The organism is Marimonas arenosa, assembly GCF_030848945.1.
Classification (GTDB): Bacteria; Pseudomonadota; Alphaproteobacteria; order Rhodobacterales; family Rhodobacteraceae; genus Marimonas; species Marimonas arenosa.
The window spans coordinates 683,655-706,965 of the sequence record NZ_JANHAX010000002.1 but is presented as its reverse complement, the minus strand read 5'-3'; the positions used below and the strand labels follow the sequence as shown (position 1 = coordinate 706,965).

General features: G+C 63.3%; 23 protein-coding genes. 6 read left to right on the top strand and 17 right to left on the bottom strand.

What is annotated here, in order from left to right; genetic code table 11:
- Nucleotides 1–57: 57 nt before the first annotated feature.
- From tilS to NO357_RS09645, 4 genes are all read right to left on the bottom strand, one after another.
- On the bottom strand, nucleotides 58–1,317 hold the full coding sequence (gene tilS / locus NO357_RS09660; protein WP_306735435.1) for a tRNA lysidine(34) synthetase TilS: 1,260 nt from the start codon (nucleotides 1,315–1,317) through the stop codon (nucleotides 58–60).
- Nucleotides 1,314–2,153 carry a tol-pal system protein YbgF gene (gene ybgF, locus NO357_RS09655; RefSeq protein WP_306735434.1) on the bottom strand — a complete coding sequence of 280 codons (840 nt, stop codon included), beginning with the start codon at nucleotides 2,151–2,153 and terminating at the stop codon, nucleotides 1,314–1,316. The genes tilS and ybgF overlap by 4 nt, the downstream gene beginning before the upstream one ends.
- Before the next feature lie 22 nt (nucleotides 2,154–2,175).
- Complete coding sequence (gene pal, locus NO357_RS09650) at nucleotides 2,176–2,688, bottom strand: peptidoglycan-associated lipoprotein Pal (RefSeq protein ID WP_306735553.1); 513 nt, start codon at nucleotides 2,686–2,688, stop codon at nucleotides 2,176–2,178.
- Between the two features lie 142 nt (nucleotides 2,689–2,830).
- Entirely contained in the window at nucleotides 2,831–3,724 is an 894-nt protein-coding gene (locus NO357_RS09645; RefSeq protein ID WP_306735433.1) for a LysR substrate-binding domain-containing protein, read from the bottom strand.
- A gap of 97 nt (nucleotides 3,725–3,821) precedes the next feature.
- Here NO357_RS09645 and NO357_RS09640 point away from each other — a divergent pair, with 97 nt between their 5' ends.
- The 5 genes from NO357_RS09640 to NO357_RS09620 all read left to right on the top strand — a co-directional run bounded on the left by NO357_RS09640 (nucleotide 3,822) and on the right by NO357_RS09620 (nucleotide 9,149).
- Nucleotides 3,822–4,952 carry an enolase C-terminal domain-like protein gene (locus NO357_RS09640; RefSeq protein WP_306735432.1) on the top strand — a complete coding sequence of 377 codons (1,131 nt, stop codon included), beginning with the start codon at nucleotides 3,822–3,824 and terminating at the stop codon, nucleotides 4,950–4,952.
- Nucleotides 4,949–6,205, top strand: coding sequence for an NAD(P)/FAD-dependent oxidoreductase (locus NO357_RS09635; protein WP_306735431.1), 1,257 nt, complete (start codon nucleotides 4,949–4,951; stop codon nucleotides 6,203–6,205). Before NO357_RS09640 ends, NO357_RS09635 begins: the two co-directional genes overlap by 4 nt.
- A 54-nt stretch (nucleotides 6,206–6,259) precedes the next feature.
- On the top strand, nucleotides 6,260–7,237 hold the full coding sequence (locus NO357_RS09630) for a TRAP transporter substrate-binding protein (protein ID WP_306735430.1): 978 nt from the start codon (nucleotides 6,260–6,262) through the stop codon (nucleotides 7,235–7,237).
- Between the two features lie 75 nt (nucleotides 7,238–7,312).
- On the top strand, nucleotides 7,313–7,846 hold the full coding sequence (locus NO357_RS09625; protein ID WP_306735429.1) for a TRAP transporter small permease: 534 nt from the start codon (nucleotides 7,313–7,315) through the stop codon (nucleotides 7,844–7,846).
- 4 nt (nucleotides 7,847–7,850) lie between these two features.
- The gene (locus NO357_RS09620) at nucleotides 7,851–9,149 is read left to right on the top strand and encodes a TRAP transporter large permease (RefSeq protein ID WP_306735428.1); all 1,299 of its coding nucleotides are present in this window, start codon (nucleotides 7,851–7,853) and stop codon (nucleotides 9,147–9,149) included.
- 130 nt (nucleotides 9,150–9,279) lie between these two features.
- Here NO357_RS09620 and NO357_RS09615 read toward each other — a convergent pair whose 3' ends face one another.
- The 13 genes from NO357_RS09615 to maiA form a co-directional block, all read right to left on the bottom strand.
- On the bottom strand, nucleotides 9,280–10,458 hold the full coding sequence (locus NO357_RS09615) for an amidohydrolase family protein (protein WP_306735427.1): 1,179 nt from the start codon (nucleotides 10,456–10,458) through the stop codon (nucleotides 9,280–9,282).
- Nucleotides 10,459–10,509: 51 nt separating this feature from the next.
- The gene (locus NO357_RS09610; protein ID WP_306735426.1) at nucleotides 10,510–11,274 is read right to left on the bottom strand and encodes an ABC transporter ATP-binding protein; all 765 of its coding nucleotides are present in this window, start codon (nucleotides 11,272–11,274) and stop codon (nucleotides 10,510–10,512) included.
- Nucleotides 11,271–12,125, bottom strand: a complete 855-nt coding sequence (locus NO357_RS09605; protein ID WP_306735425.1) for an ABC transporter ATP-binding protein — start codon at nucleotides 12,123–12,125, stop codon at nucleotides 11,271–11,273. The genes NO357_RS09610 and NO357_RS09605 overlap by 4 nt, the downstream gene beginning before the upstream one ends.
- Nucleotides 12,122–12,292, bottom strand: a complete 171-nt coding sequence (locus NO357_RS09600; RefSeq protein ID WP_306735424.1) for a hypothetical protein — start codon at nucleotides 12,290–12,292, stop codon at nucleotides 12,122–12,124. Before NO357_RS09600 ends, NO357_RS09605 begins: the two co-directional genes overlap by 4 nt.
- The gene (gene nikC / locus NO357_RS09595) at nucleotides 12,292–13,221 is read right to left on the bottom strand and encodes a nickel transporter permease (RefSeq protein WP_306735422.1); all 930 of its coding nucleotides are present in this window, start codon (nucleotides 13,219–13,221) and stop codon (nucleotides 12,292–12,294) included. Before nikC ends, NO357_RS09600 begins: the two co-directional genes overlap by 1 nt.
- Nucleotides 13,218–14,279, bottom strand: coding sequence for an ABC transporter permease (locus tag NO357_RS09590; RefSeq protein WP_306735421.1), 1,062 nt, complete (start codon nucleotides 14,277–14,279; stop codon nucleotides 13,218–13,220). Before NO357_RS09590 ends, nikC begins: the two co-directional genes overlap by 4 nt.
- Nucleotides 14,280–15,878, bottom strand: coding sequence for an ABC transporter substrate-binding protein (locus NO357_RS09585; protein WP_306735420.1), 1,599 nt, complete (start codon nucleotides 15,876–15,878; stop codon nucleotides 14,280–14,282).
- Between the two features lie 46 nt (nucleotides 15,879–15,924).
- The gene (locus NO357_RS09580) at nucleotides 15,925–16,986 is read right to left on the bottom strand and encodes a dipeptidase (protein WP_306735419.1); all 1,062 of its coding nucleotides are present in this window, start codon (nucleotides 16,984–16,986) and stop codon (nucleotides 15,925–15,927) included.
- A gap of 142 nt (nucleotides 16,987–17,128) precedes the next feature.
- Nucleotides 17,129–18,106: an SLAC1 anion channel family protein gene (locus tag NO357_RS09575; protein WP_306735418.1), complete on the bottom strand. Its 978-nt coding sequence runs from the start codon at nucleotides 18,104–18,106 to the stop codon at nucleotides 17,129–17,131.
- A gap of 146 nt (nucleotides 18,107–18,252) precedes the next feature.
- Entirely contained in the window at nucleotides 18,253–19,575 is a 1,323-nt protein-coding gene (locus NO357_RS09570; protein WP_306735417.1) for a TRAP transporter large permease, read from the bottom strand.
- On the bottom strand, nucleotides 19,572–20,153 hold the full coding sequence (locus NO357_RS09565; protein ID WP_306735552.1) for a TRAP transporter small permease: 582 nt from the start codon (nucleotides 20,151–20,153) through the stop codon (nucleotides 19,572–19,574). The genes NO357_RS09570 and NO357_RS09565 overlap by 4 nt, the downstream gene beginning before the upstream one ends.
- A 110-nt stretch (nucleotides 20,154–20,263) precedes the next feature.
- Nucleotides 20,264–21,298, bottom strand: a complete 1,035-nt coding sequence (locus NO357_RS09560; RefSeq protein WP_306735416.1) for a TRAP transporter substrate-binding protein — start codon at nucleotides 21,296–21,298, stop codon at nucleotides 20,264–20,266.
- A 56-nt stretch (nucleotides 21,299–21,354) separates the two neighbouring features.
- Complete coding sequence (maiA, locus tag NO357_RS09555) at nucleotides 21,355–22,002, bottom strand: maleylacetoacetate isomerase (protein ID WP_306735415.1); 648 nt, start codon at nucleotides 22,000–22,002, stop codon at nucleotides 21,355–21,357.
- Between the two features lie 297 nt (nucleotides 22,003–22,299).
- On the opposite strand from maiA, the gene NO357_RS09550 reads away from it, so the two are divergent.
- Nucleotides 22,300–23,310, top strand: a complete 1,011-nt coding sequence (locus NO357_RS09550) for an efflux RND transporter periplasmic adaptor subunit (protein ID WP_306735414.1) — start codon at nucleotides 22,300–22,302, stop codon at nucleotides 23,308–23,310.
- The last annotated feature ends 1 nt before the right edge of the window (nucleotide 23,311 follow it).

Sequence of the window (23,311 nt, the reverse complement as noted above, 5' to 3'; positions counted from 1 at the left end):
TCCTATCACGGCCGGCCACCCGATTAAAATAGAGATGATTGGGCTATCTTCAATGCGCTAATTCCCGCGTGGCAGGATTGTTGCGAAGAATCCTTCCGCTCCGCCTTCCAGCTCGGCTTTCCAGCCCGGCCCGAATCCGGCAAGCGGTGCTGCCAGCAGGATGCCGCCACGCCACACCGCCGGCGTCGCCACCAGAGATGAAGAGGGAAGACCGCTTTCACGCCAGTCCAGGCACTGCCGCAGACCGTCTTCGCCGAGAGCCCGCAGTTCGGCCCCTTCTTCCACCGGCCCGATCACCCGCCAGCGTCCGTCCCAGAGCTCGCCCAGCGGCGCACGCAGCTCGGTCACGGCCGCGGCCTCGCGGCAGATCCGGATCGCCTCCGGCTCGATCCGGACAAGGCAGCCGGCCAACGTCACCGTGGTGCCCTGCTTGACCGCCTCGATCAGCTGCTCCTGCTTGGCCCGCCGCGGCGGATAGGGCGCCCGCCCGACCCACAGAAGCGCCGCCCGTATAATACGCCGCGCAATCTCGTCATTCAGTGCCCGCCATCCCTTGCGGTCGATCACCACATCGCCGCGGTCCACCCGGGTGACCACGCGCGCTTCGAGATAGGCATGCCAGTCCAGCGCCTCGCGCGCTTTTGCCATGTGGGCCGCAACCTGCGCCAGCACCTTGGCGGTGATTCCCAAGCCATCCAGGACTGCCAGCGCATCCCGGGTACGCACCCGCTCGAAACCGCGATCCGCGTTCGACGGGTCCTCGATCCACGCCTGCCCGCGGTCGCGGAGATAGTTACGCAATTCGTCCCGGCCCACGCCCAGCAACGGCCGGATGAAACCGCATCCTTCCTGCCACCAGCGCGCCGGCATCGCCGCAAGCCCGTCCACGCCCGCCGCCCGGCGCAGTTGCATCACGACGGTTTCGGCCTGGTCATCCCGCGTATGGGCCAGCGCAACGGCATCTAGCTGCGCCTCGCGCGCCCAGCTTGCCAAGAGGCCGTACCGCGCCCGTCGGGCACTGTCCTGAAGATTGCCGGTGCCGTCCCAGCCTTCCCAGCGCAGCGTGACATGGTCATGTCCCAGGCGCGCCGCCAGTCCGGCCACGAAGTCCGCTTCCTGCGCCGCTTCGGGGCGCAGCCCGTGATCGACCGTGGCAATGGCCAACTCCGTCCCGTCCGCCCGGGCCCAGTCCGACAGAAGCAGCAGAAGCGCCACCGAGTCGCCGCCGCCCGACACCGCCACACCCAGCCGCCCGGGCGGAGAGGTGGCCAGAAAGCCCGTGAGTTTTTCGAATGCTGTCTCCGCGTCTGCGGTCACGAACAGCCCAGCCTCGCCAGTTCCTCGCGAGCCTTCGCCTCGGCCTCGCCCCCGGGAAAGCGCACGCCGACTTCCTTGAGCGTGACGCAAGCCTCACTGGTCTGGCCCAGCCGGCCCAGCCCATGTCCGAGGTGATACAGCGCCTCGGGTGCGGTCGGCCCGTTGGGTTCGATGCTGAACGCTTCGAGATAGGCCCGGGCCGCCCCTGTCAGATCGTCCGCCGCCTCCAGCGCCTTGCCGCGACCCAAATGCGCCGCTGCCGCCATCGGGCTGCCCGGATAGGTCTCATTGAACATGGCGAATTTTTCCGCTGCCGCCCCGTGCTCGCCGGCCTCGAGCGCTGCTTGGGCGGCGTCGAAGTCAGCCTGTTCACTCAGCGCCAGTTGCGGTGCGTCGGTCTGTGGCACTTCCGGCGTGGCGGGGACGACCGAATTCGGCGTCTCTGTCGTCGTGCTCAGCCCGGCGCTGCCGCCGAGCGTCGTGGTCTCACCCAGCTTGCTGACATCGCCGCCTTCCAGTTCGACCAGGCGGAATTCGAGCCCGGCAATCCGGTTCGTGCCATCGCGCACGATGGCGTTGACGCGGAACTCCAGTTCCTCGGTCTTGGCGGTCAGCCGGTTGAGCTCACTTTCGATCGCGCTCACCCGGTCCAGTACCGACCCGCCCGACACCGTCGGCGCACCGCCGGTAGTACTGAGTTCGCGGTTCAGCTTCTGGATTTCGACATAGAGAACACTCAGCTCCTGGCGGATGTCGGCCAGTGTCTCGGCCCTGTCCTGCGCCACCGCATTCCCCACGAGAACAGCCGCGGCAATCGCCCCCAAAATCCAGCGCATCACACCCTCCGGTTTCACGTGCTTAACTGCTCAGCCCGGCCCGCAGCACGGTCACCGCGCGACGGTTCTGACGATAGCAGCTCTCCTCCGAACAGACCTCGATCGGGCGTTCCTTGCCATAGCTGACGGTCTTCAGCCGGCTCGACGGCAGACCGCGGCTCATCAGGTATTCGCGCACCGCATTGGCGCGTCGCGCCCCCAGCGAAAGGTTGTATTCCCGGGTGCCCTGTTCGTCGGCATGGCCTTCAATCACCGCGCTGTAGTCATTGTTGGTGTTCAGCCAGCTTGCCTGCCCGTCGAGCGTCTGCTTGGCCTCGGCGCTCAGGGTGTGCTGGTCGACCTCGAACAGCACCCGGTCGCCGATGGTTTGCTGGAAATAGACCGGCGATGCCGGGTCACTGGCACTGCCGGGAACCATGCCGCTGCCCGCGCCCCCGGCCGCTGCCGGATCGTCCTTGCCGAACCGTCCCGCGTCGGTGCAGGCGCCCAAAGCCAGTGCCGCCACAATCAGCAGCGGTTTTGCCAGATAGGTCATTGTCTCATGCCTCATTCGTGTTTTCTTATCCGCCTTCTAACACAGGGCTTTGCGCTTGGGAATCGCCTCTGTGCAGCTCCGTGAATTGCGCAAATCCACGCCGACCGCCAGACACAACCGTGCGAGCGTGTCAGCCTATGCCCTAGACCGCATACCCGGCCAGGCTTTCTGTGAGCTGTGTCAGAAACTTTTGCCCCACCGCCGACAGCGGGCGGTGCCGCGCCGTGATCACCGCCAGGTCGAGCGTCACCTGCGGCTCGAAGGGTCGTGTCTCGAACCCGCCCTCGTAGTCGAAGGCGATGGTGAAGGGATCGACCAGCGCCGCACCGAAACCCTGCTTGACGAAGCTCAGCGTGTTCTGGTGCAGATGCGTATGCACCCGCGTATTCCACACCGCGCCAGTCCGGTCGAACGCCTCGCGCGTCCGGCGATAGGTCATGTGCTCGGGACCCATCACGACAAAGGGAAACCCGTCCAGCCGTTCCGGCGTCAGCACCCCGTGCCGCGCCAGCCCGGCACCTTGGGGAAAGGCGCATTCGCATTCGAAGCTAAAATATTCCGCCTCCAGCGCATCGCTCAGCACCGGCACTTCGCAGATACCGATCTCGAACAGCCCGGCCTGCACCCATTCCTGGATCCGCGCCGAATACTGTGCCTGAAAGGAGATTGACAGGTTGGGCCGGCTCTCCGCGAAGCGCGCGATCTCACGCGGAATGAACCCGATCGATAGCGCGTGGGGACTGACCACCTGCAATTGCCCGGCCTTCTGGTTCTGCAGGTCGGTCACCGCCTGCGCCACGTGATCGAGCCCGCGCACCACTGTGTCGATCTCCTGGAACAGCACCCCCGCCTCGGGCGTCGGATGCAGACGGCCTTTCACCCGCTCGAACAACCTGAGCTGCGTCTGCCGCTCAAGTTGGGCCAGAAGATTCGAGATCCCCGGCTGCGAAATCCCCAGCAGCGCGGCCGCCCCGGTGACCGTACCGGTCTCGATCACCGCGTGAAACGCCTGCAACTGCCTGAATCTCAAGGACATGTCATCTCATATATCACGAAAAATGATAGGTTGCCCAGAACATCGTATTTGAAATGATGATCAAGGCCCGGCAACCTTTGCCTACAGGGGGAATCGCGTGTCGGATCTGGACCAGAAAATCACCGGCTTCGATGTCTGGCACTTGGCCGTGCCGGTCACTTCGCGCCGCGACCACGGCATCGGCACGGTCGAGGCGACCTGCGAGGTCATTCTCCTGCGCCTTACCGCCGAGGGCGGTGCGCAGGGCTGGGGCGAGGCCTCGCCCTGGGTGGTCTTCACCGGCTCGCCCGAAGCCAGCTTCGCGGCGCTTGACCGATACCTGCGCCCACTCACCCTTGGCCGCCGTGTTTCGGACCGCGCCGCGATCCTGTCCGATGCGCTCTACGCCGTGGCGCACGCCAGTGAGGCGAAAGCCGCGCTGGACGCCGCGCTCCTCGACCTGATGGGCCAGATCACCGGCCAGCCGGCGTACGGCTTTCTTGGCGGCAAGTACCGCGACACGATCCCGTTGTCGGTCTCGATCGCCAATCCGGATTTCGACGCCGACATCCGGCTTCTGCAGCGCATCCGCGACGACGGCGTGCGGATCATCAAGCTTAAAACCGGCTTCCGCGACCACGCTTTCGATATCCTGCGGCTGGAACGCATCCGCGCCGATTTCCCCGAGTTTTCGGTCCGGATCGACTACAACCAGGGGCTTTCGCCGGACGAGGCCATGACCCGGGTCCGCGACGTAGCGCAATTCAGACCCGATTTCATCGAACAGCCCGTGCGCGCCCATCACTACGGCCTGATGCGCCAGCTCCGCGAGGCCACCGACGTGCCGCTTTTAGCCGACGAATCGGTTTACGGCCCCGAGGACATGGCCCGCGCCGCCGCCGAGGGTATCTGCGACGGGGTCTCGGTCAAGATCATGAAATCCGGCTCGCTGTCACGCGCCCAAGACGTCGCCAACATGGCCGCAGCTCACGGTCTCACCGCTTACGGCGGCGACATGTTCGAAACCGGTCTCGCCCACCTCGCCGGCACCCACATGATCGCGGCCACACCGGCCATCACGCTGGGCTGCGAGTTCTACCAAACCACCTACTTCCTAGCCGAGGACCTGCTGGAGACCCCCTTCAAGGTCGAAAACGGCCATGTCGTCGTGCCCGACACACCCGGCCTCGGGGGCCGGCCCGACATGGACAGAATCGCGAAATATTCCAGTATCGGACGCGCCGCATGAGCGAAAACCGCAAAACCATCGCCATCATCGGCGCCGGCATCGTCGGCGTCTCGACCGCGATCTGGCTCCAGCGCGAGGGCCACGACGTCATTCTGATCGAACGCGAGGCCCAGGCCGGCGAGGGCACATCCTTTGGAAACGGTGGCGTGCTCGCCTCCTGCTCGGTGGTCCCTGTCACCGTTCCGGGGCTGATTCGGAAAGCGCCGAAAATGCTGTTCAGCCCCAACCAGCCGCTGTTCTTGAAGTGGGGATACCTGCCGCGGCTCGCGCCCTGGCTGCTGAAATACCTGCGCCACGGTAACGAAACGGACGTCCGCCGCATCGCCGCAGCCGTGAAAGGCGTGGTCGGCGACAGCCTCAACGATCATTTGGCCCTCGCCGAAGGCACTGGCGCTGAGAAATGGATCGTGCCCTCGGACTACCTCTTCCTCTACCGCGACCGGGCTCACTACGATGGCGATGCTTTCGGCTTCCGCATCCGCCGCGACCTGGGCTTTTCGTGGGACGAGCTCGAAGGCCAGGCTCTCCGCGATTACGACCCAACCTATTCCGACGCCGTGGGCTTTGCCGCCCGCTTCGGCGATCATGGCCGCATCACTGACCCGGGCCAGTATGTCAAAGACCTCGCCAAACACGCCGTCTCTCAGGGCGCGCGGATGGTCCGGGCCACCGTCACCGATTTCGCCCGCGACAACGGCCAGATCACCGGTGTGCGCACCGAAACCGAGACCATCCCCTGTGACGGCGCCGTGCTCGCCACCGGCGCCTGGTCCAAGGTTCTGGGCGAAAAACTGGGCCTGAAAGTCCCGCTCGAATCCGAACGCGGCTATCACCTCGAACTGTGGGAGCCCAACGTGATGCCGCGCGCCCCTGTCATGGTTGCGTCGGGCAAATTCGTCATGACCCCGATGGACGGCCGGTTGCGGCTGGCCGGCATTGTCGAGTTCGGCGGGCTCGACGCGCCGGCCTCGAAAGCCCCTTTCGCGCTACTGAAACGCCAACTGAAAGAGGTCTTGCCGCAGCTCACCTGGAAAGAGGAGACCGAATGGATGGGCCACCGCCCCGCCCCCGCCGATTCGATCCCCGCCATCGGCGAAGTACCCGGGATCAAGGGCGCCTGGCTCGGCTTTGGCCATCACCATATCGGCCTGACCGGCGGGCCGAAAACTGGCAAGCTGCTCGCCCAGATGATCGCCGGGAAAACCCCCAATGTTGACGTGGAGGCCTATTCTCCGTCACGCTTCACAACATAACCGCAACCGTTCCGGGCGTACCCGGACAATCAAACCAACCTAGGGAGCAAAACTATGAAACACCTCACCACAATTGCCGCCGCCTCGGCCATCGCGCTGACGGCCGCCGCCCCGGCCCTGGCCGAGAAATGGGACATGCCGATGGCCTACTCGGCGTCGAACTTCCACTCGGCCACCGGCGCCGAGTTCGCCCAATGCGTCACCACCGGCACGCAGGGCGGGATCGAGATCGTCACCCACCCCTCGGGCTCGCTGTTCAAGGGCGCCGACATCAAGCGCGCCGTGCAGACCGGCCAGGCGCCGATCGGCGAACGTCTGCTGTCCGGTCACCAGAACGAAAACGCGATCTTTGGCTTCGACTCGGTGCCTTTCCTCGCCACCTCCTTCGACGACGCGGCCAAGCTCTGGAAGGCGGCGAAACCAACGCTCGAGAAAACCCTGGCCGACCAGAACCTGACGCTTCTCTATTCGGTGCCGTGGCCGCCGCAGGGGATGTATTTCAAGAACGCGGTCAACTCGGTCGCCGAAATGAAAGGCATCAAGTTCCGCTCCTACAACAACGCAACCTCGCGTCTGGCGGAACTCACCGGCATGCTGCCGGTGACCATCGAGGCCGCCGAAATCAGCCAAGCCTTCGCCACGGGCGTGGCCGACGCGATGATCTCTTCCGGCTCGACCGGCTATGACCGCAAGGTCTGGGAATCGCTGAATTACTTCTACGAGGTGGATGCCTGGCTGCCGCGCAACTATGTGTTCGTGAATTCCGATGTCTGGTCGGGGGTCTCGGACGAGAACAAAGCGGTGATCGAAGGATGTGCCGGTCTGGCAGAATATGCCGGCTGGTACCGTGCCAAGGAATACACACAATTCACGCTCGAAGGCCTGCGTGCCGGCGGCATGAAGGTCGGCCCCGCATCAATCAAGATGGTGAACGAATTGAAGGAAATCGGCGTCACCATGACCAACGAATGGCTCGAAGCCGCCGGCGACGATGGCAAGGCCATCGTCGACGCCTTCAATTCGATGCAATAACGCGGTTTGCCTGACAGCCGTGCCCCGGCCCCCGAGCTGGGGCGCGGCCAACAAGATAATACGGGAGGGACAGACATGGCCGCCTTGCGCGTACTCCGCTCCGGACTCGACTTCATGTACCTTGCCGCAGGCGTGCTGGCCGCGCTCTGCCTGATCTCGATCCTCACCCTGATCGTTCTACAGATGCTCGCCCGCTGGACCGGCGAGGTCTTCCCCGGCGCCCCGGACTATGCCGGCTATGCCATGGCCGCCGCTTCGTTCCTGGCTTTTGCCAATGCGCTCAACCGCGGCTCGCACATTCGCGTCTCGATTCTTCTCAACGCGGTGCCGAAACGTGTCGGCCGCTGGCTCGAGGTCTGGTGCTTCGGCATCGGTGCAGTGACGATGTGGTATTTCGTCTGGCATGCCCGAAAATTCGTCTATTGGTCGTGGAAATTCAACGACATCTCCCAAGGCCAGGACCGAACCCCACTGTGGATCCCGCAATCCCTCATGCTGATCGGGGCGGTGATGCTCGCCATCGCGCTGACCGACCACCTGATCCACGTGATCTTCAAGGGCGACCACCGCATCTTCCGCGATCTCGAAGACCAGGCACAGGGAGAGTAAGCGCATGGAAAACGTCTCGATCATCATTCTTTTCCTCTTCGTCCTCTTCACCCTGCTGGGCACCGGCGTCTGGGTCGGCCTTGCGCTGATGGGCGTGGCCTGGGTCGGCATGGAGCTGTTCACCACCCGGCCCGTCGGCGACGTGATGCTCACCACCATCTGGTCGGCCTCCTCGTCGTGGACCCTGACCGCCCTGCCGATGTTCATCTGGATGGGCGAAATCCTCTATCGAACGCGGCTCTCCGAGGACATGTTCAAGGGCCTCGCGCCGTGGATGGCGCCGCTGCCCGGCGGGCTGGTGCACACCAACATCGCCGGCTGCACCGTCTTCGCCGCCGTCTCGGGCTCGTCCGCCGCCACCCTCACCACGGTTGGCAAGATGTCGATCCCCGAACTTCGCAAACGCAACTACCCCGAAAAGATGATCATCGGCACGCTTACTGGCGCGGCCACCCTCGGCCTTATGATCCCGCCCTCGCTCACGCTCATCGTCTATGGCGTGACGATCAACGAAAGCATCACCAAGCTCTTCTTCGCCGGCATCCTGCCCGGCATCGTGCTGGCGGCGATGTTCATGGGCTATGTCGCGATCTATTCCAAGATCGGCAAGGACTGGAACCCCGACCAGGAGGGCAAGCTGAGCTTTGCCGAGAAAGTGCAGAACTCCCGCTTCCTGATCCCGGTGCTTTCGCTGATCCTTGTGGTGATCGGCTCGATGTATCTCGGCTATGCCACCGCGACCGAGGCAGCGGCCTTCGGCGTCATCGGCGGGCTGCTTCTGGCCGCCACCCAGGGCTCGCTGAACTGGAAAACCTTCACTGAAAGCCTGATGGGCGCCACCCGCACATCGGCGATGATCGCCCTCATCCTTGCGGGTGCGTCGTTCCTGTCGCTGTCGATGGGCTTCACCGGCCTGCCCCGCGCCCTGGCCGACCTGATCGCCCAGTGGGACCTGAGCCGCTTCGAGCTTTTGATGGTGCTGCTGGTCTTCTACATCATCCTCGGCTGCTTCCTCGACGGCATCTCCTCGGTCGTTCTGACCATGGCGGTGGTCGAACCGATGATCCGTCAGGCGGGAATCGACCTGATCTGGTTCGGCATCTTCATCGTCGTCGTGGTCGAAATGGCCCAGATCACGCCGCCGATCGGCTTCAACCTCTTCGTCATGCAGGGCATGACCAACCACGAGATGAATTACATCGCCCGCGCCGCGATCCCGATGTTCCTGATCATGGTGGTGATGGTCTTCGTCCTCATCGCCTTCCCCGGTCTCGCGACATGGCTGCCGGAGAACTTGCGATAGGAGGTTTTGCAGCAAGATGAAGCACCGCGCCGGGCCTGATTTCATCTTGCCGGAAATACTCCACGGGGGTGTGGGGGTGTGAAACCCCCACGCCGGCCCTCCCCTCCCGACCCGCGGCCCGAAGCCTGGTTCAGGCCGGCGCCTGGCCCTTCGTCACCTCGGGCAGCCGTTGCGCCGGCGGCGTATTGCGCGACCGCATCGACCGCACGACGCCATCGATCACCGTCATGCCCACACCCGGCAGGTTGCCCAGCTCAACCGATTCCAGCATGTCCTTGCCCGGCGCATGCTGGGCCTGGTCCATCAGCACGAAGTCGGCCGGGCGGCCGACTTCCATGATCCCCTGATCGAGACCCCGTTGCCGCGCTGTATTGCCATTGGCAAAGCAGAACGCCACCTCGGCCTTGACGTGGCCCAGCGAGGCCAGCATCGCCACCATCCGCAATATCCCCAGCGGCTGCACCCCAGAACCCGCCGGCCCGTCGGTGCCCAGGATGATCCGGTCCATCTGTTTGAGTTCCCGCGCGGTGTTCAGCGTCAGCAGCGCCGCGCGTTCGTTGCCATTGTGCACGATCTCCAGGCCCGCGGTGCAGCTTTCGCACAGGCACATGATCTGATCGTCGGGCAGCGCCGAATGGCCGCCGTTGATATGTCCGATCACGTCGGTCCCGGTTTCCAGCACCATGTCGGCATCGATCAGCCCAGAACCCGGGATCGACGGCCCGCCGGTATGGATCGTGCTTTGAATGCCGTATTTCCGCGCCCAGTCAACCATCTGTTTCGCGGTCTTGCCGTCCTTGACCGTGCCCAGCCCGACCTCGCCCAGCAGGGTCACACCGGCCTCGGCCATGTCCTTGAAATCCTGCTCGACCATGCCATGCTCGATCACCGGCGCGCCGGCCATGACCTTCATCCCCGAGGGCCGGAAATTCTCGTACCAGCGCTGCGCCGCAATCGCCATCGCCTTGAGGCCGACCACGTCCTTGGGCCGCCCCGGCATGTGGACCTCACCCGCGGACACCAGCGTCGTCACCCCACCATGCAGGGTCGAGTCGATCCAGTGCAGCTGTTGCTGGCGCGGGGTATAGTCGCCCACCACCGGGTGGACGTGGCTGTCGATCAGCCCCGGCGCGAGGGTCACGCCGTGGGCGTCGACCTCCGTTTCGGCGCCGTCGCAATCGATGTCCGTCTCGTCGCCGATTTGCGTGATCTTGCCATCAACAGCGACCACGCAGTCACCGTCGAGGATCGGCTCCTCCATCTTCCCCGACAGAATCATCCCGACATTCCGAATGACAAGTTTGCTCATCTGCACACCCTCCGCTGCTGTTGTTAGTGTGCGAACGAACCCCTGAGTCGGTCAAGCCTCGCGCGGGTTGTATCCGACCGAGGCCTCCAGAAGATGCCGCGTATAGGGGTGTTTCACCTCCATCGCCCGCATCTCCGCCACGCCCAGCAGCTCGACGATCTCGCCGTCCTGCATCACCGCCACGCGCTCGCACATATGGCCGACCACAGCGAGGTCATGGCTGACCATCAGATAGGTCAGCGACCGTTCCTTGCGCAGATCGACCAGAAGGTTCAGCACCTCGGCCTGAACCGATACATCCAGCGCCGAGGTCGGCTCGTCCAGCAGAAGCACCGACGGCTCCGGCGCCAACGCCCGGGCAATCGCCACCCGCTGCCGCTGCCCACCCGAAATCTGGTGCGGATAACGGAAGCGGAATTCCGGCCCCAGTCCGACATCGTCCAGCAGCGTCTTGATCCGCCGATCGATGTCGGAAAACCCGTGCAGTTTCAGCGTCTCGCCCAGAACCGCGTCCACCGTCTGCCGCGGGTGCAGCGACGCATAGGGGTCCTGGAACACCATCTGCACGTCCCGGTAGAACGCCCTCGGTCGCTTGTAGCCGCGAAGCTCCAAGCCACCGACGGTCATCCGCCCCGACCAGTTGCGCGCCAGCCCGACCAGCGCCCGCAGGATGGTGGACTTGCCCGATCCCGACTCGCCCACCAGCCCGAAACTCGTTCCCGACTCGACATCGAAGGTGGCGCCTGTCACCGCGTCCACCCGGTCAGGTCCGTCCCCGAACCAGACGTTCAGGTTCTCGAACTCGAGGCTGCTCATACCCGCCCGCTCACACTTGTCTCTTCCATCCAGGCCGGATCGCGGGTCAGCACGTCGAGCCTCTCACTTGGCTCATCCAACCGCGGCAGAGAATTCAGCAGACCCCGTGTGTAAGGATGTTGCGCCTCGTGCAGCTTGTCGGCCTCGCAGGTTTCGACGATGCGGCCGGCATACATGATCAGCACCCGGTCGCAGAAACTCGCCACCAAGTTCAGGTCGTGGCTGATGAAGATCAGCCCCATGCCGCGTTCTCGCACCAGCCGGTCCATGATCTGCAGCACCTGGGTCTGCACCGAGACGTCGAGGGCCGACGTCGGTTCATCCGCGATCAGGATCTTGGGCTCGGTCACCAGCATCATTGCGATCATGATCCGCTGGCCCATGCCGCCCGACATCTCGTGCGGATAGGCCCGCATCACCCGTTCCTGGTCGCGGATCGACACCGCCTCCAGCATCTCCACCGCCTTGGCCCAGGCCGCCTTGCGTCCCGCGCCGGTATGAAAGCGATAGATCTCGATGATCTGTTCGCCGATCTTCATCACCGGGTTGAGCGAAAATTTCGGGTCCTGCATCACCATCGAAATCTTCTGGCCGCGCACGCCCTGCATTTCCTTCTCGGACATCTGCAACAGCTCGCGCCCCTCGAGCCGCATGTGATCCGCCTCGACCCGCCCCGGCGGACGGATCAGCCGCAGGATGGCCCGTCCGGTCATCGACTTGCCCGACCCGCTCTCGCCGACGATCCCCAGCCGTTCCTGCCCAAGCGTGAAACTGACCCCGCGCACGGCCTGGAATTCACCGCGCCGGGTCGGGAAGGTGACACAAAGGTTTTCCACATCAAGCAGGCTCATTTCAAACCACCCGCACCGGAATTCGACACGAATTCCGTTCCGATTTCCGGCGCGGAAATCGTATTGTTTTCGCTGCAGCCCGTGCGCGCCCCGGATTTCGCGCCGAAATCCCAACCGTTTTCCGCGTCGGAAAACGGCTCGCGTCGGATACCAAATGAAACGCGCATCATCCCTGGTCCCCGCTTTTCGGATCGAGCACGTCGCGCAGCCCGTCGCCCAGCAGGTTGAACGCCAACGACACCGTGAAGATCGCCAGCCCCGGCATCGTCGCCACCCACCAATGGTCGAGAATGAATTTGCGCCCCTCGGAAATCATCGCCCCCCATTCGGGCGAGGGTGGCTGCGCGCCAAGACCCAAAAAGCCCAGGCCCGCCGCGGCCAGGATCACGCCGGCCATGTCCAGCGTCACCCGCACGATCAGCGAGGAAATGCACAAGGGCCAGATATGCTTGATGATGATCCGCAAGGGCCCCGCCCCCTGCAGCTTCACCGCGCTGATATAGTCCGAACTGCGGATCGTCAGCGTCTCGGCCCGGGCGATCCGCGCGTAAGGCGGCCATGCCGTCAACGATATCGCCAGCACCGCGTTCTCGATCCCCGCTCCCAGCGCGGCGACGAAAGCCAGCGCCAGCACCAGCCGCGGGAAGGCCAGGAAGATATCGGTGATCCGCATCAGAACCACGTCGATCCAGCCGCCGGCGTAGCCCGCGATGGTACCCACCAGCAGCCCCGCCCCCGGCGCGATCAGCGCCACCAGAAGCACGATATAAAGCGTGATGCGGCTGCCATAGATCAACCGGCTCAGGATATCGCGGCCCAGGCTGTCGGTGCCCAGCAGATGCCCCTCGCTCCCCGGCGGCTGCAAGCGCCCGGCGAGGTCCTGCGTGAACGGATCCTGCGGCGCCAGCCAGGGCGCAAACGCCGCCACCAGCAAAAGCCCGACCAGGATGATCAGTCCCGCCATTGCCATGGCATTGCCGCGAAAGGTCAACCAGCCGTGATACCAAGCCGCCGCCCGCGCCTGCCCGCGCGAATGTGGTGCGTCGGTCATCAGCCACTCGCGCCAGCTTTCCTTGTGCGGCTCGCTCACGCTCATTTCGCCCTCGGATCGAAGAATTTGTACAGAAGGTCGGAAAAGATGTTGAGCAGGATGAAGATCAATCCGACCACCACCGTTCCGCCCAGCACCGCGTTCATATCCGCCGACAACAGCGCGTTGGTGATGTATTGCCCGATCCCCGGCCAGCTGAAGATGATCTCGGTCAGAACCGAGCCTTCCAGCAGGTTGGCGTAACTGAGTGCAATCACCGTAATGAGCTGCACCCGTATATTGCCCAGCGCATGGCGCCAGATCACGGTCCGCTCCGGCAATCCCTTGACCCGTGCCGTGGTGATGTATTCCGCGCTCAGCTGCTCCAGCATGAAGCTGCGTGTCATCCGGCTGATATAGGCCAGCGAATAATACCCCAGCAAAGTCGCCGGCAGCACGATATGCGAAAACGCGTTGCGAAAAACGCTCCAGTTCCCGTCGAGCGCCGAGTCGATCAGAATCATGCCGGTCCGGGCTGGCACGATATCCTCATAGAAAATGTCCAGCCGCCCGGGCCCGCCGACCCAGCCGAGAATCCCATAGAAGATCAAGAGCCCCATCAGCCCCAGCCAGAAGATCGGCATCGAATAGCCAACGAGCGCCACCACCCGGGCCACCTGGTCGATCCAAGACCCGCGCTTGACCGCCGCAATCACCCCCAGCGGCACCCCGAGCACGACACCGAACAGCGTGCCCAACGTGGCCAGCTCCAGCGTCGCCGGGAAAACGCGCTTGATGTCCTCGCTGACCGGATGCGCGGTCAACAGCGACATGCCGAAATCGCCGCGCACCACGTCGCCGATATAGATGAAGAACTGCACCACCAGCGGCTTGTCGAGCCCCAGCGCCTCGCGCGCCGCATCATAGGTGGCCTTCGAGGCGCTCTCGCCGACGATCGACAGCACCGGGTCGATCGGCATCACCCGTCCGATCACGAAGGTGACAAACAGCAGACCCAGCATCGTCGCGGCGATCGATACCAATGTCTTGCCCGCCGGGATCACCCAGTGCTTGAGGAAGGGCGACCCGCGCCGCCCTCCCCGGTTCTGTTCGGCCAGCGCCATTTACTTGGTGACCGGCCAATAGCTTACAGCGGTGGTCGCACCGCCGAGGTTGAGGTTCTGCACCTTGGCGTTGCGTCCGGTCTGTTCGATCTTCTGGAACATCACGGCGAAGGGCGAGGTCTCAAGGAATTCGCGCTGGATCTCCTCGTACATCGCCTTGCGGGCGTCGCGATCATTCTCGACCACGGCCGCCGCCACTTTCTCGGTCAGACCGCCGGTGTCCCAGGCATTGCGCCAGGCCAGCAGGCCGGTGGCGCCGGCCTCGTCGGAATTGTCCGGGTTATAGGCGAAGGTGCCGGCGTTGGTGTGCGGGTCAGGGTAATCCGGCCCCCAGGCACCGATATACATGTCCAGTTCCCTGGCACGGTATTTGCTGAGGATCTGCTTGCCCGTGCCCACGGTCAGCTCCAGCGTGATCCCGGCCTGGGCCAAGGTGTTCTGCAGCGACTGCGCGATCTCCAGCCGCTCCTGCGCCTCGCGCACGCCGGCGGTGATCTTCAGATCGCTGACGCCCGCGGCGGCCAGCAGTTCCTTGGCCTTTTCGACGTTCAGCGAATAGGGCGCATCGTCGATTGCACCGAGGAAGGTGCGCGGCAGGAAGTTCTGGTGGATCGTGTATTGCCCGTTCAGGAAGCTGTCCTGCATCCCCTTGTAGTCGATCAGGTACTTGATCGCCGTCTTCACCTCGGGTTTCGACAACTCCGGGTGTTTCTGGTTGACCGAGACATACATCAACCGGCCGCGCAGCTCGCTGTCGACCTCGATGCCCTCCTTGCCGGTGATGCCTTTCACATCTTCGGGGTTGAGGTTGCGCGCAAGGTCCACGTCACCGCGCTCCAGAAGCAGCCGCTGCGATGCGCTTTCCTGCACGTGGCGCACAATCACCCGCTCCATCGCCGGCGCGCCGAGATAGAAATCGGGGTTCGACACCAGCGTCACGCTTTCATTGGGCTTCCAGCTGGCCACCTTGTAAGCGCCCGATCCGGCGGTGTTGGTCTTGAGCCAGGTATTGCCCATGTCGCCATCCTGCTCGTTTTCCATTACCAGCTTGGAGTCGACGATCCCGCCGATGGTGGCGGTCAGACAGTTCAGCACGAAGGACGTCGCATAACGCTTGTCGGTGGTGATCGAGAGCGTCATGTCGTCGGGCGCGACGATGGTTTCGCCGACGTTGTCGGCGGTGAAGCCGAACTGGGTCAGGATGAAGCTCGGCGTCTTGTTCAGAATCACCGCCCGGCGCAGGGAGTATTCAGCATCCATCGCCGTCACCGGATTGCCGGAATGGAATTTCACATCCGGGCGCATCTTGAAGGTGATGGTGCGACCGTCCTCACTGACCGTCCAGCTTTCGGCCAGATCGGGGATATAGCCGCCATCCAGGTTCATCGGGTCGAAATTGACCAGCTTGCCATAGACGTTGCGGCTGACGTCGGACCCGGCGAATTCAAAGCTCTCGGCCGGGTCGAGCGTGGTGATATCGTCGATCCGGTTGGCAATCACCAGCATGTTGGGCGGGGTTTCCGCCACCGCGGGTTGCGGGCCCGTCACCGCCAGGCTCAGCGCCATGGCGGTCGCAGCCAGGAAAATTCTTCTCTTCATCGTTTCGCTCCTCTGTCAGACATTTAAAAAAGCTCTTTCCGGCCTTTCACCCGCCCCATGTCGTCTCCAGCACACGCATCCAGTTCTGATGCGCCAGCTTCGCAATCAGTTGTTCTGAGTAACCTCGTTCGCGCATCGCCGCGATCAGGTTCGGCAGTCCCGTGAGATCCTTGATCCCTTCCGGGATCACCGCTCCGTCGAAGTCGCTGCCCAGGCCGACGTGGTCCTCGCCCACCCGGCCAATCATATAATCGATGTGGTCCAGCATAACCGAAATCGGCACATCGGGGCGCATTTGCCCATCGGACCGAAGGAAGCCGGCGGCAAAATTAAGCCCCACCATGCCGCCCGACTGTCCGATGGCATCAAGCTGCGCATCGGTCAGGTTACGGGCATGCGAGCTCAACGCATGGGCGTTTGAATGGGTCGCAACAAGCGGCTTGGTCGAAACCTCCGCAACGTCCCAGAACCCCTTCTCGTTGAGATGCGAGAGGTCGATCATGATCCCCATTTCGTCGCAGCGTTTCACCAGCCGCTTGCCATCCTTGGTCAGCCCACCGCCGATATCCCCGGTCGACGGGAAGCGGAACGGCACCCCCTCGCCCCAGATCGTCGGGCGGCTCCAGACCGGCCCGAGTGACCGCAGCCCGGCGGCATAAAGCACGTCCAAAGCGTGGAATTCCGGGTCGATCGCTTCGGCCCCCTCGATGTGCATCACTGCCGCCAGCACGCCCTGGGCCATCGCCTTGCGGATATCGCTGACCGAACAACAGATGCGCAGCGCCCCCTCGGCCTCGAGCTGCATCAGAAGCGCGGCCATCTCCATCACCACCGGCAGCGCCTCGGCTTGCGGAATCGGGTCCGGCAGCGGCAGATCATATTCGGGCTGCTCCATCTCGGCTTTCATCGAGGCCAAATCGGCAGGACTCGGCACGAAGATCGCAAAGAACCCACCACCAAACCCGCCCGTTTTCGCCCGCGGCAGGTCGATATGTCCGTCGCGGCCCTCATGGAACAGTTTCAGCGCAGCCCGTCCGCCGGATCCGCGCAGCTTGAGCAGAACATCGTTGTGGCCGTCGAAAATCAGCGGCCCGGTGGTCCCTGTCATGAAATGACTCTCTCGGATGGAGACTTCCTGACAGACAGCCTAGACCGCGGGGATGGAATTTGACCAGAGGGTCAAACGCAAAAAGTGAGCTGCGGCGCGGATCCCCCCGCGCCGCGGCGCATTCTTCAGCACTGGCCGGCGATCATTCCGGGATGCAGATTTGCCCCGCCAGCGCCGCCTTTGCGGTGCGAACCAGAAGCGCCGCGATGATCAGGCAGAGCGCGACCAGAAGGATCCCGCCGAAAAGTTTGTGCGTCTCGGATCCGGTGACGGCTGCAAACCGGAAGCTGGCAATCGTCGCGGCCGCGAAAGGGAAGCTCAGCGCCCAGAAACTCAGCGCGAACTCGAGCTTCAGGATCTTCGGCAGTTGCACCAGCACGATGGCGGTGAACAGATACGCGCCGTTGATCAGGATGCGCCCAAAGGCGTCGATCTCACCACCGTTGAGCCGCAACCAGGCGACGAAGGCCACTGCCGGCGGGGCGATCAGGATCACCAGCGTCGGCTGCAACCGGCCCGGCAACGGATCGTGAAACACCAACCGGTTGATTACCAGCGTCAGCAGCACGATCCAGAAGATCAGGCCAACGGACATGAAATACCAGCTGATCTCGACATAGCCCAAGGGCACGCCGGCAATCGGCACGATGACGTTGCCCACCGCCGGGATGAACCACGCCGGGTTCAGCATGCCGTGCTGGAAGCTGCGGGTGCCGATCCAGTTCGACACCACCGCGATGGTCAGCATGAATTGCAGCACCATGCCAACCAGCCAAAGCCCTTCGGCCAACGCCTCGTTGCGGCTCAGCGTCGCCGTGCCCAGCAACAGAAGCGAAATCGAAATGGCCGGGAAAAAGCTCAGCCGTACCGGGTGGCTCCACTCGGCCACGACGGCGCCCGGATATTTCAACGCCTTGGCAACATAGCCCGCAGCAATCATTACGAAAAGTAGCAGCGTGGCGAAATAGAGCAGGCTCGAGATCTGGCTGCCCATGCCATAGGCGGCCTCGCCGGCATGCATCGCCAGTGTCAGCCCCGCCATGCCCATCACCATGCCGAAAAGCGGCACCGGATAGTGCCGCAGGCTGCGCTCGGGAGGTTCGGTTGCCGCGTCCGTCATCGGTCAGTCCTTTCGATGGAAACAAAGCGGAGTCGCAAATATATCTCAGTAATGGAATGTGATTGCAAGCGCCGCATTGTCGCGGCGCCTGCGCTTTCCGACCAGGTGTCCCCGACGCTCACACGCCGCGTTTCAGCGCACCGCGATCAATGCAATACCCGCAGCAGGAACAGCGTGATCGACGGGAACGCCACCAGGATGATCACCCGCACGATATCGGACGCGACGAAATACATCACCGCCCGATAGGTGGCGACCATCGGCGTGGTCCGGTCCATCGAGTTGATGACGAACAGGTTCATCCCCACCGGCGGCGTGATCAGCCCGACCTCGACCACGATCAGCACGATGATCCCGAACCAGATCGCGGTTTCCTCGGCGGTCAGCCCGAAATCCAGCTGGCTGATGATCGGGAAGAAGATCGGGATCGTCAGCAGGATCATGCTGAGACTGTCCATCAGGCAACCGAACACGAGATAGAGCAGCAGGATCATCGCCAAGATTACCCAGGGGCTGTACCCCAATTCGGCCACCCAGCCCGCCAGTTCCTGCGGCACCTGGGTCAGTGCCAGGAAGCCGTTATAGAAGGCCGCCCCCAGCACGATAAAGAAGATCATCGCGGTCGACCGCCCCGTCGCCAGGAAACTGTCGACCAGCGTGGCGCGTTTCAGCCCACCGTTCAGAAAGGCGATCAGCCCGGTGCCGAAGGCCCCCACGGCGGCGCCTTCCGTCGGCGTGAACCAACCCAGATAGATGCCGCCGACCACCAGCAGGAACACCAGCAGCACCGGCCAGACGTCCAGCAGCGCGCGGATACGGTCACCATAAGGCACCGGCTCGCGGGTGCCGGCGGCGTCGGGGTGGATCCGGACATAGATCGAGATAGTGATGATATAGCCGATCGCCGCCAGGATGCCTGGAATGAAGGCCGCCAGGAACAGCTTGGCGATGTTCTGCTCGGTCAGGATGGCATAGATCACCAGGATCACCGAGGGCGGGATCAGGATGCCCAGCGTGCCGCCCGCGGCCAGTGTTGCCGTCGAGAACCCGCCGGAATAGCCGTAACGCCGCAGCTCGGGCAGCGCCACCTGGCTCATGGTGGCCGCCGTGGCCAGCGACGAGCCGCAGATCGCCCCGAAGCCGGCGCAGGCGCCCACCGCCGACATGGCGACGCCGCCGCGCCGGTGCCCCAGCCAGCTCTCGGCGGCCTTGAACAACGCCGTCGACATGCCGCCCAACGTCGCGAAATGCCCCATCAGCAGGAACATTGGCACGATCGACAGCGAATAGCTGGAAAAGGTGCCATAGGTCTCGGTCTTCAGCCGCGAAAGCGCCACGTTCCAGCCGCCGGTGACCAGGTACAGCCCGAAAAGACCGACCAGGAACATCGACAGCCCAATAGGCACCCGCAGGAAGATCATCAGCATCAATACGGGGAACGAGGTCAGCCCGATCTCGAAATTGGTCAATGTTCCACCTCCGCCGACTGCACGATGGTGCGCATGGTCAGGAATTCATAGACCCGCACGACGGCCATGTAGATGCCGACGCAAGAGGCCAGGACTGCGGACACCAGGCTGACGGCATAGGCCCACCACAATGGGAATTGCAGCAGGAAAGTTGTCTCGTTGTATTTCATCTTCGACACCATGCCCTCGTACAGACGCCAGGCGATCAGGATCAGCACCATCGCAAAGACGATCTCGACAATCATCTGGATCAGCCGGTTGATGCGCGGTGGAAAACGCGAGGTGAAAATGTCGACCGAAGCATGCCCCGCCGTGATCTGGCACAGCGGCAGGAAGGCGAAGATGGCAAAGGCGATACCCGCCTCGACCAGTTCGAAATCGCCCAGAACAGGCCCCACGCCGGTGTTCAGCAGGGTTTGGGCCAGATCCGGCATCGAGTTCTGGATCATGTCCGAATGCAGGAAGGTGTTGATCCCTCGCCCCAGAACCGACACGCAGGTCAGAATAACCAGCGCCGACAGCACCAGGCCCCCCAGGATGGCCATCAGCCGCGACAGGAACATCATGATCCGGTGAATATCCACGTTGCGTCCTCCCCGTTCTGCTGCCGTGAGCCGACAGACACTGGCATCGTTAACATGTGAACTGGCCGCAGGTAGTATCACCTGCGGCCACTCCTGTCAGCATCTTACATGCCGGCTTTTGTGATCAGCTCTTTGGCTTGATCGACCAGCGCCTGACCGTCGAAGCCCAGGCCGTTCATCTCTTCGATCCATTCGGCCTCGATCCCGGCGGACGCGTCTCTCCACTCCTGCACTTCGGCTTCCGACAGCGTCATGATGTTGTTGCCCGCAGCAGCAGCCGCTTCACGTGACGGCGCATCGGCACCTTCCATCAACTTGCCGAACCAGGCCGAGGTCTCTTCGCCCGAATGGGCGTCGATCACAGCTTTGAGTTCATCCGACAGCCCCTCGTAAACATCCTTGTTCATCGCGAACATGAAGGTCGTCGTATAGAGCGAGTTGTTGCCGAACTCGGTGTGGTTCTTCACCAGTTCCGGAACTTTCAGCGCGCCGGTCACTTCCCACGGGATGACGGTCGCATCGATCACGCCTTTCGACAGCGCTTCGGGCACCGCCGGCACGGGCATGCCCACGGGCGTGGCGCCCAGTTGGGTGAACAGCTTGTTGGTCATCCGGGTCGGCGCGCGCAGCTTGACACCGTTCAGATCCTTGATCGACTTGACCGGCTCTTTCGAGTGGATCAGGCCGGGGCCGTGAACATGGACCGCGATGATCTTGTAATCGGCGAAATCCTTGTCCAGCATGTTGGCTTCGGCATATTGCCAGAAGGCGCGGGACGTGTCCTCGGCGTTCGACATGGCGAAGGGCAGTTCGAACACTTCCGACTGAGGGAACCGACCCGGGGTATAGCCCAGCACGGTCCAGACGATATCGGCGACGCCATCCTTGACCTGGTCGGCCAGGTGCGGCGGCTTGCCGCCCAGCTGCATCGACGGATAGTGGTCGATCTTGATCTTGCCGCCCGAGGCTTCTTCGACCTGCTTGCGCCAAGGTTCGATGATCAGTTTCGGAACGTTGGCCTGGATCGGCAGGAACTGGTGAATCTTCAGGGTCACTTCCTGCGCCATCGCGGCGGTGCCCAACGCCACGGCCATCGCCGAGCTGGCCGCAAGGCCCATCAGTTTGCGTTTGGTGATCATTCTGACATCTCCCTTTTGTCAGTTGGTGGTTGGTTGTCGGTCATCCCGCCGGTGCGTCATGCTTCGAAATCCGGCTGGTTCTTCGGATGCGCGCGCTCGAACTCGGGCAGCGCCGCACAGGTCTCGTAAATCGCGTTCACACGCGTCAGATGGCTGATGTCCACACTGAACCTTTGGGCGGAAAACACCTGCGGCACCAGGCAGATATCCGCCATTCCCGGCCGCTCACCATAGCAGAAGGGCGTCTGCGCCGCGCGCCTCTCCAGAAGCCCTTCGCAGGCCTCCAGCCCGTCGCGCAGCCAGCGGGTCAGCCATGCATTTTTCTGATCTTCGCCCGCACCCAACTCGTCGCTCAGGTAGTTCAGCACCCGCAGGTTCTGCAGTGGATGGATCTCGCAGGCGATCACCTGGGCAAAGCCGCGCTCCTGCGCCCGCGTGGTCGGATCCTTGGACAAAAGCGGCGGCTCGGGATGGGTTTCCTCCAGCCATTCCATGATTGCCAGTGACTGAATCAGCCGTGCGCCGTCTTCGGTTTCCAGGGTCGGCACCAGCATCTGAGGGTTCAGCGCCCTGTAGGCCTCGCCCTTCTGCGCCCCCGATTTCAGATGCACCGGGCGAAACTCATAGTCGAGCCCCTTGAGGTTGAAGGCGATCCGGCAACGATAGGCAGACGACGACCGGAAATAGCCGTGAAACACCATCATGTTTCGGCAACCCTCCTCGTGGTGCGTCCGATGCGTGGCATCCGCCCAGTCCTCCCCCATCCGCGCCGCCTGGTCAGCTTGGATCCTGTCCCCTGCGCCCCTTGTAACCGGAAAGATCACACAAGTCTTTCCCGCTCAAGCATGCTATAGGGAAAAGCTATGCAGCACACGTTGTTTGAATTCAACATTAAACCGACCGGCCGGTCAAGAATTAATCCTGGCTCGACCGAAGGGGTTGAACATATACGAAATTCTGCATATGTGGGGCCATAATTCAGGAACTCCGGGGAATCTGTCATGCGCAGGACGATCATTGCCACCGCCATCGGGCTAATGCTGGGCGTTGCCCAGGGGGCCGCGGCCGAAGACCGCGTCGAGATGGCCACTATCACCGAATGGAAGGCCGTTTTCGGCAAGATCGAGGCGCGTAACAACGTGCCTGCCCGGTCGCGCATCGGCGGTTTGCTGACCGAAATCAGCGTCACCGAAGGCACCGATATCGAGAAGGGCCAGCAGATCGGCATGATCTACGACGCCAAGCTGACGCTGCAGCTCGAATCGGTCACCGCCGACATCGCCGCGATCACGTCACAGCTCGAAAACGCCCAGACCGAACTGACCCGCGGCGAAGACCTGCTCCAGCGCGGCGTTACCACCGTGCAGCGGCTCGACGCGCTGCGCACCCAGGTCGACGTGCTCAAGGCCCAGATCGCCGCGGCCGAAGCACAGAAACGCGTGATTCAGCAACAGGCCGCCGAAGGCGCCGTTCTCGCACCGATCGAGGGCCGCGTCCTGTCGGTTCCGGTTACCCAGGGCTCGGTGCTGATGCCGGGCGAGCCGGTGGCGATCATCGGCGGCGGCGGCTTCTACCTCCGCCTCGCTGTGCCTGAACGCCACGCCACCTTCCTGCGCGAAGGCAGCGGCATCCTGCTCGGCGAAGAAGACCTCACCCAGGAAGGTCGTCTCGCCAAGGTCTATCCCCAGATCGAGAACGGCCGCGTCATCGCCGACGTGGAACTTGACGAGCTCGGCTCCGACTTCGTCAACGCCCGCGTCCTCGTCCGCCTGCCGGTGGGCGAAACCCAGGCGCTCGTCGTGCCCGCTGATATGGTCGTCACCCGGATGGGGCTTGATTTCGTCACCGTGCAGGAAGACGACCACACCGCTCTGCGCGCCATCGTGCCCGGAGAACACCATCTGATCGATGGCCGCGAGATGGTTGAAATACTCTCCGGCGTGACCGAGGGCGAACGCCTCGTGCCCACCAAAGACGTTGCCTATACCCCTGCCAAGACCGAAGGGCACTGAC

Coding starts and splice junctions, on each gene's coding strand:
- ybgF (WP_306735434.1), bottom strand. CDS start 2,153: ATGCGCTGGATTTTGGGGGCGATTGCCGCGGCTGTTCTCGTGGGGAAT.
- pal (WP_306735553.1), bottom strand. CDS start 2,688: ATGACCTATCTGGCAAAACCGCTGCTGATTGTGGCGGCACTGGCTTTG.
- NO357_RS09645 (WP_306735433.1), bottom strand. CDS start 3,724: ATGTCCTTGAGATTCAGGCAGTTGCAGGCGTTTCACGCGGTGATCGAG.
- NO357_RS09635 (WP_306735431.1), top strand. CDS start 4,949: ATGAGCGAAAACCGCAAAACCATCGCCATCATCGGCGCCGGCATCGTC.
- NO357_RS09630 (WP_306735430.1), top strand. CDS start 6,260: ATGAAACACCTCACCACAATTGCCGCCGCCTCGGCCATCGCGCTGACG.
- NO357_RS09625 (WP_306735429.1), top strand. CDS start 7,313: ATGGCCGCCTTGCGCGTACTCCGCTCCGGACTCGACTTCATGTACCTT.
- NO357_RS09620 (WP_306735428.1), top strand. CDS start 7,851: ATGGAAAACGTCTCGATCATCATTCTTTTCCTCTTCGTCCTCTTCACC.
- NO357_RS09615 (WP_306735427.1), bottom strand. CDS start 10,458: ATGAGCAAACTTGTCATTCGGAATGTCGGGATGATTCTGTCGGGGAAG.
- NO357_RS09610 (WP_306735426.1), bottom strand. CDS start 11,274: ATGAGCAGCCTCGAGTTCGAGAACCTGAACGTCTGGTTCGGGGACGGA.
- NO357_RS09605 (WP_306735425.1), bottom strand. CDS start 12,125: ATGAGCCTGCTTGATGTGGAAAACCTTTGTGTCACCTTCCCGACCCGG.
- NO357_RS09600 (WP_306735424.1), bottom strand. CDS start 12,292: ATGCGCGTTTCATTTGGTATCCGACGCGAGCCGTTTTCCGACGCGGAA.
- nikC (WP_306735422.1), bottom strand. CDS start 13,221: ATGAGCGTGAGCGAGCCGCACAAGGAAAGCTGGCGCGAGTGGCTGATG.
- NO357_RS09590 (WP_306735421.1), bottom strand. CDS start 14,279: ATGGCGCTGGCCGAACAGAACCGGGGAGGGCGGCGCGGGTCGCCCTTC.
- NO357_RS09585 (WP_306735420.1), bottom strand. CDS start 15,878: ATGAAGAGAAGAATTTTCCTGGCTGCGACCGCCATGGCGCTGAGCCTG.
- NO357_RS09580 (WP_306735419.1), bottom strand. CDS start 16,986: ATGACAGGGACCACCGGGCCGCTGATTTTCGACGGCCACAACGATGTT.
- NO357_RS09575 (WP_306735418.1), bottom strand. CDS start 18,106: ATGACGGACGCGGCAACCGAACCTCCCGAGCGCAGCCTGCGGCACTAT.
- NO357_RS09560 (WP_306735416.1), bottom strand. CDS start 21,298: ATGATCACCAAACGCAAACTGATGGGCCTTGCGGCCAGCTCGGCGATG.
- maiA (WP_306735415.1), bottom strand. CDS start 22,002: ATGATGGTGTTTCACGGCTATTTCCGGTCGTCGTCTGCCTATCGTTGC.
- NO357_RS09550 (WP_306735414.1), top strand. CDS start 22,300: ATGCGCAGGACGATCATTGCCACCGCCATCGGGCTAATGCTGGGCGTT.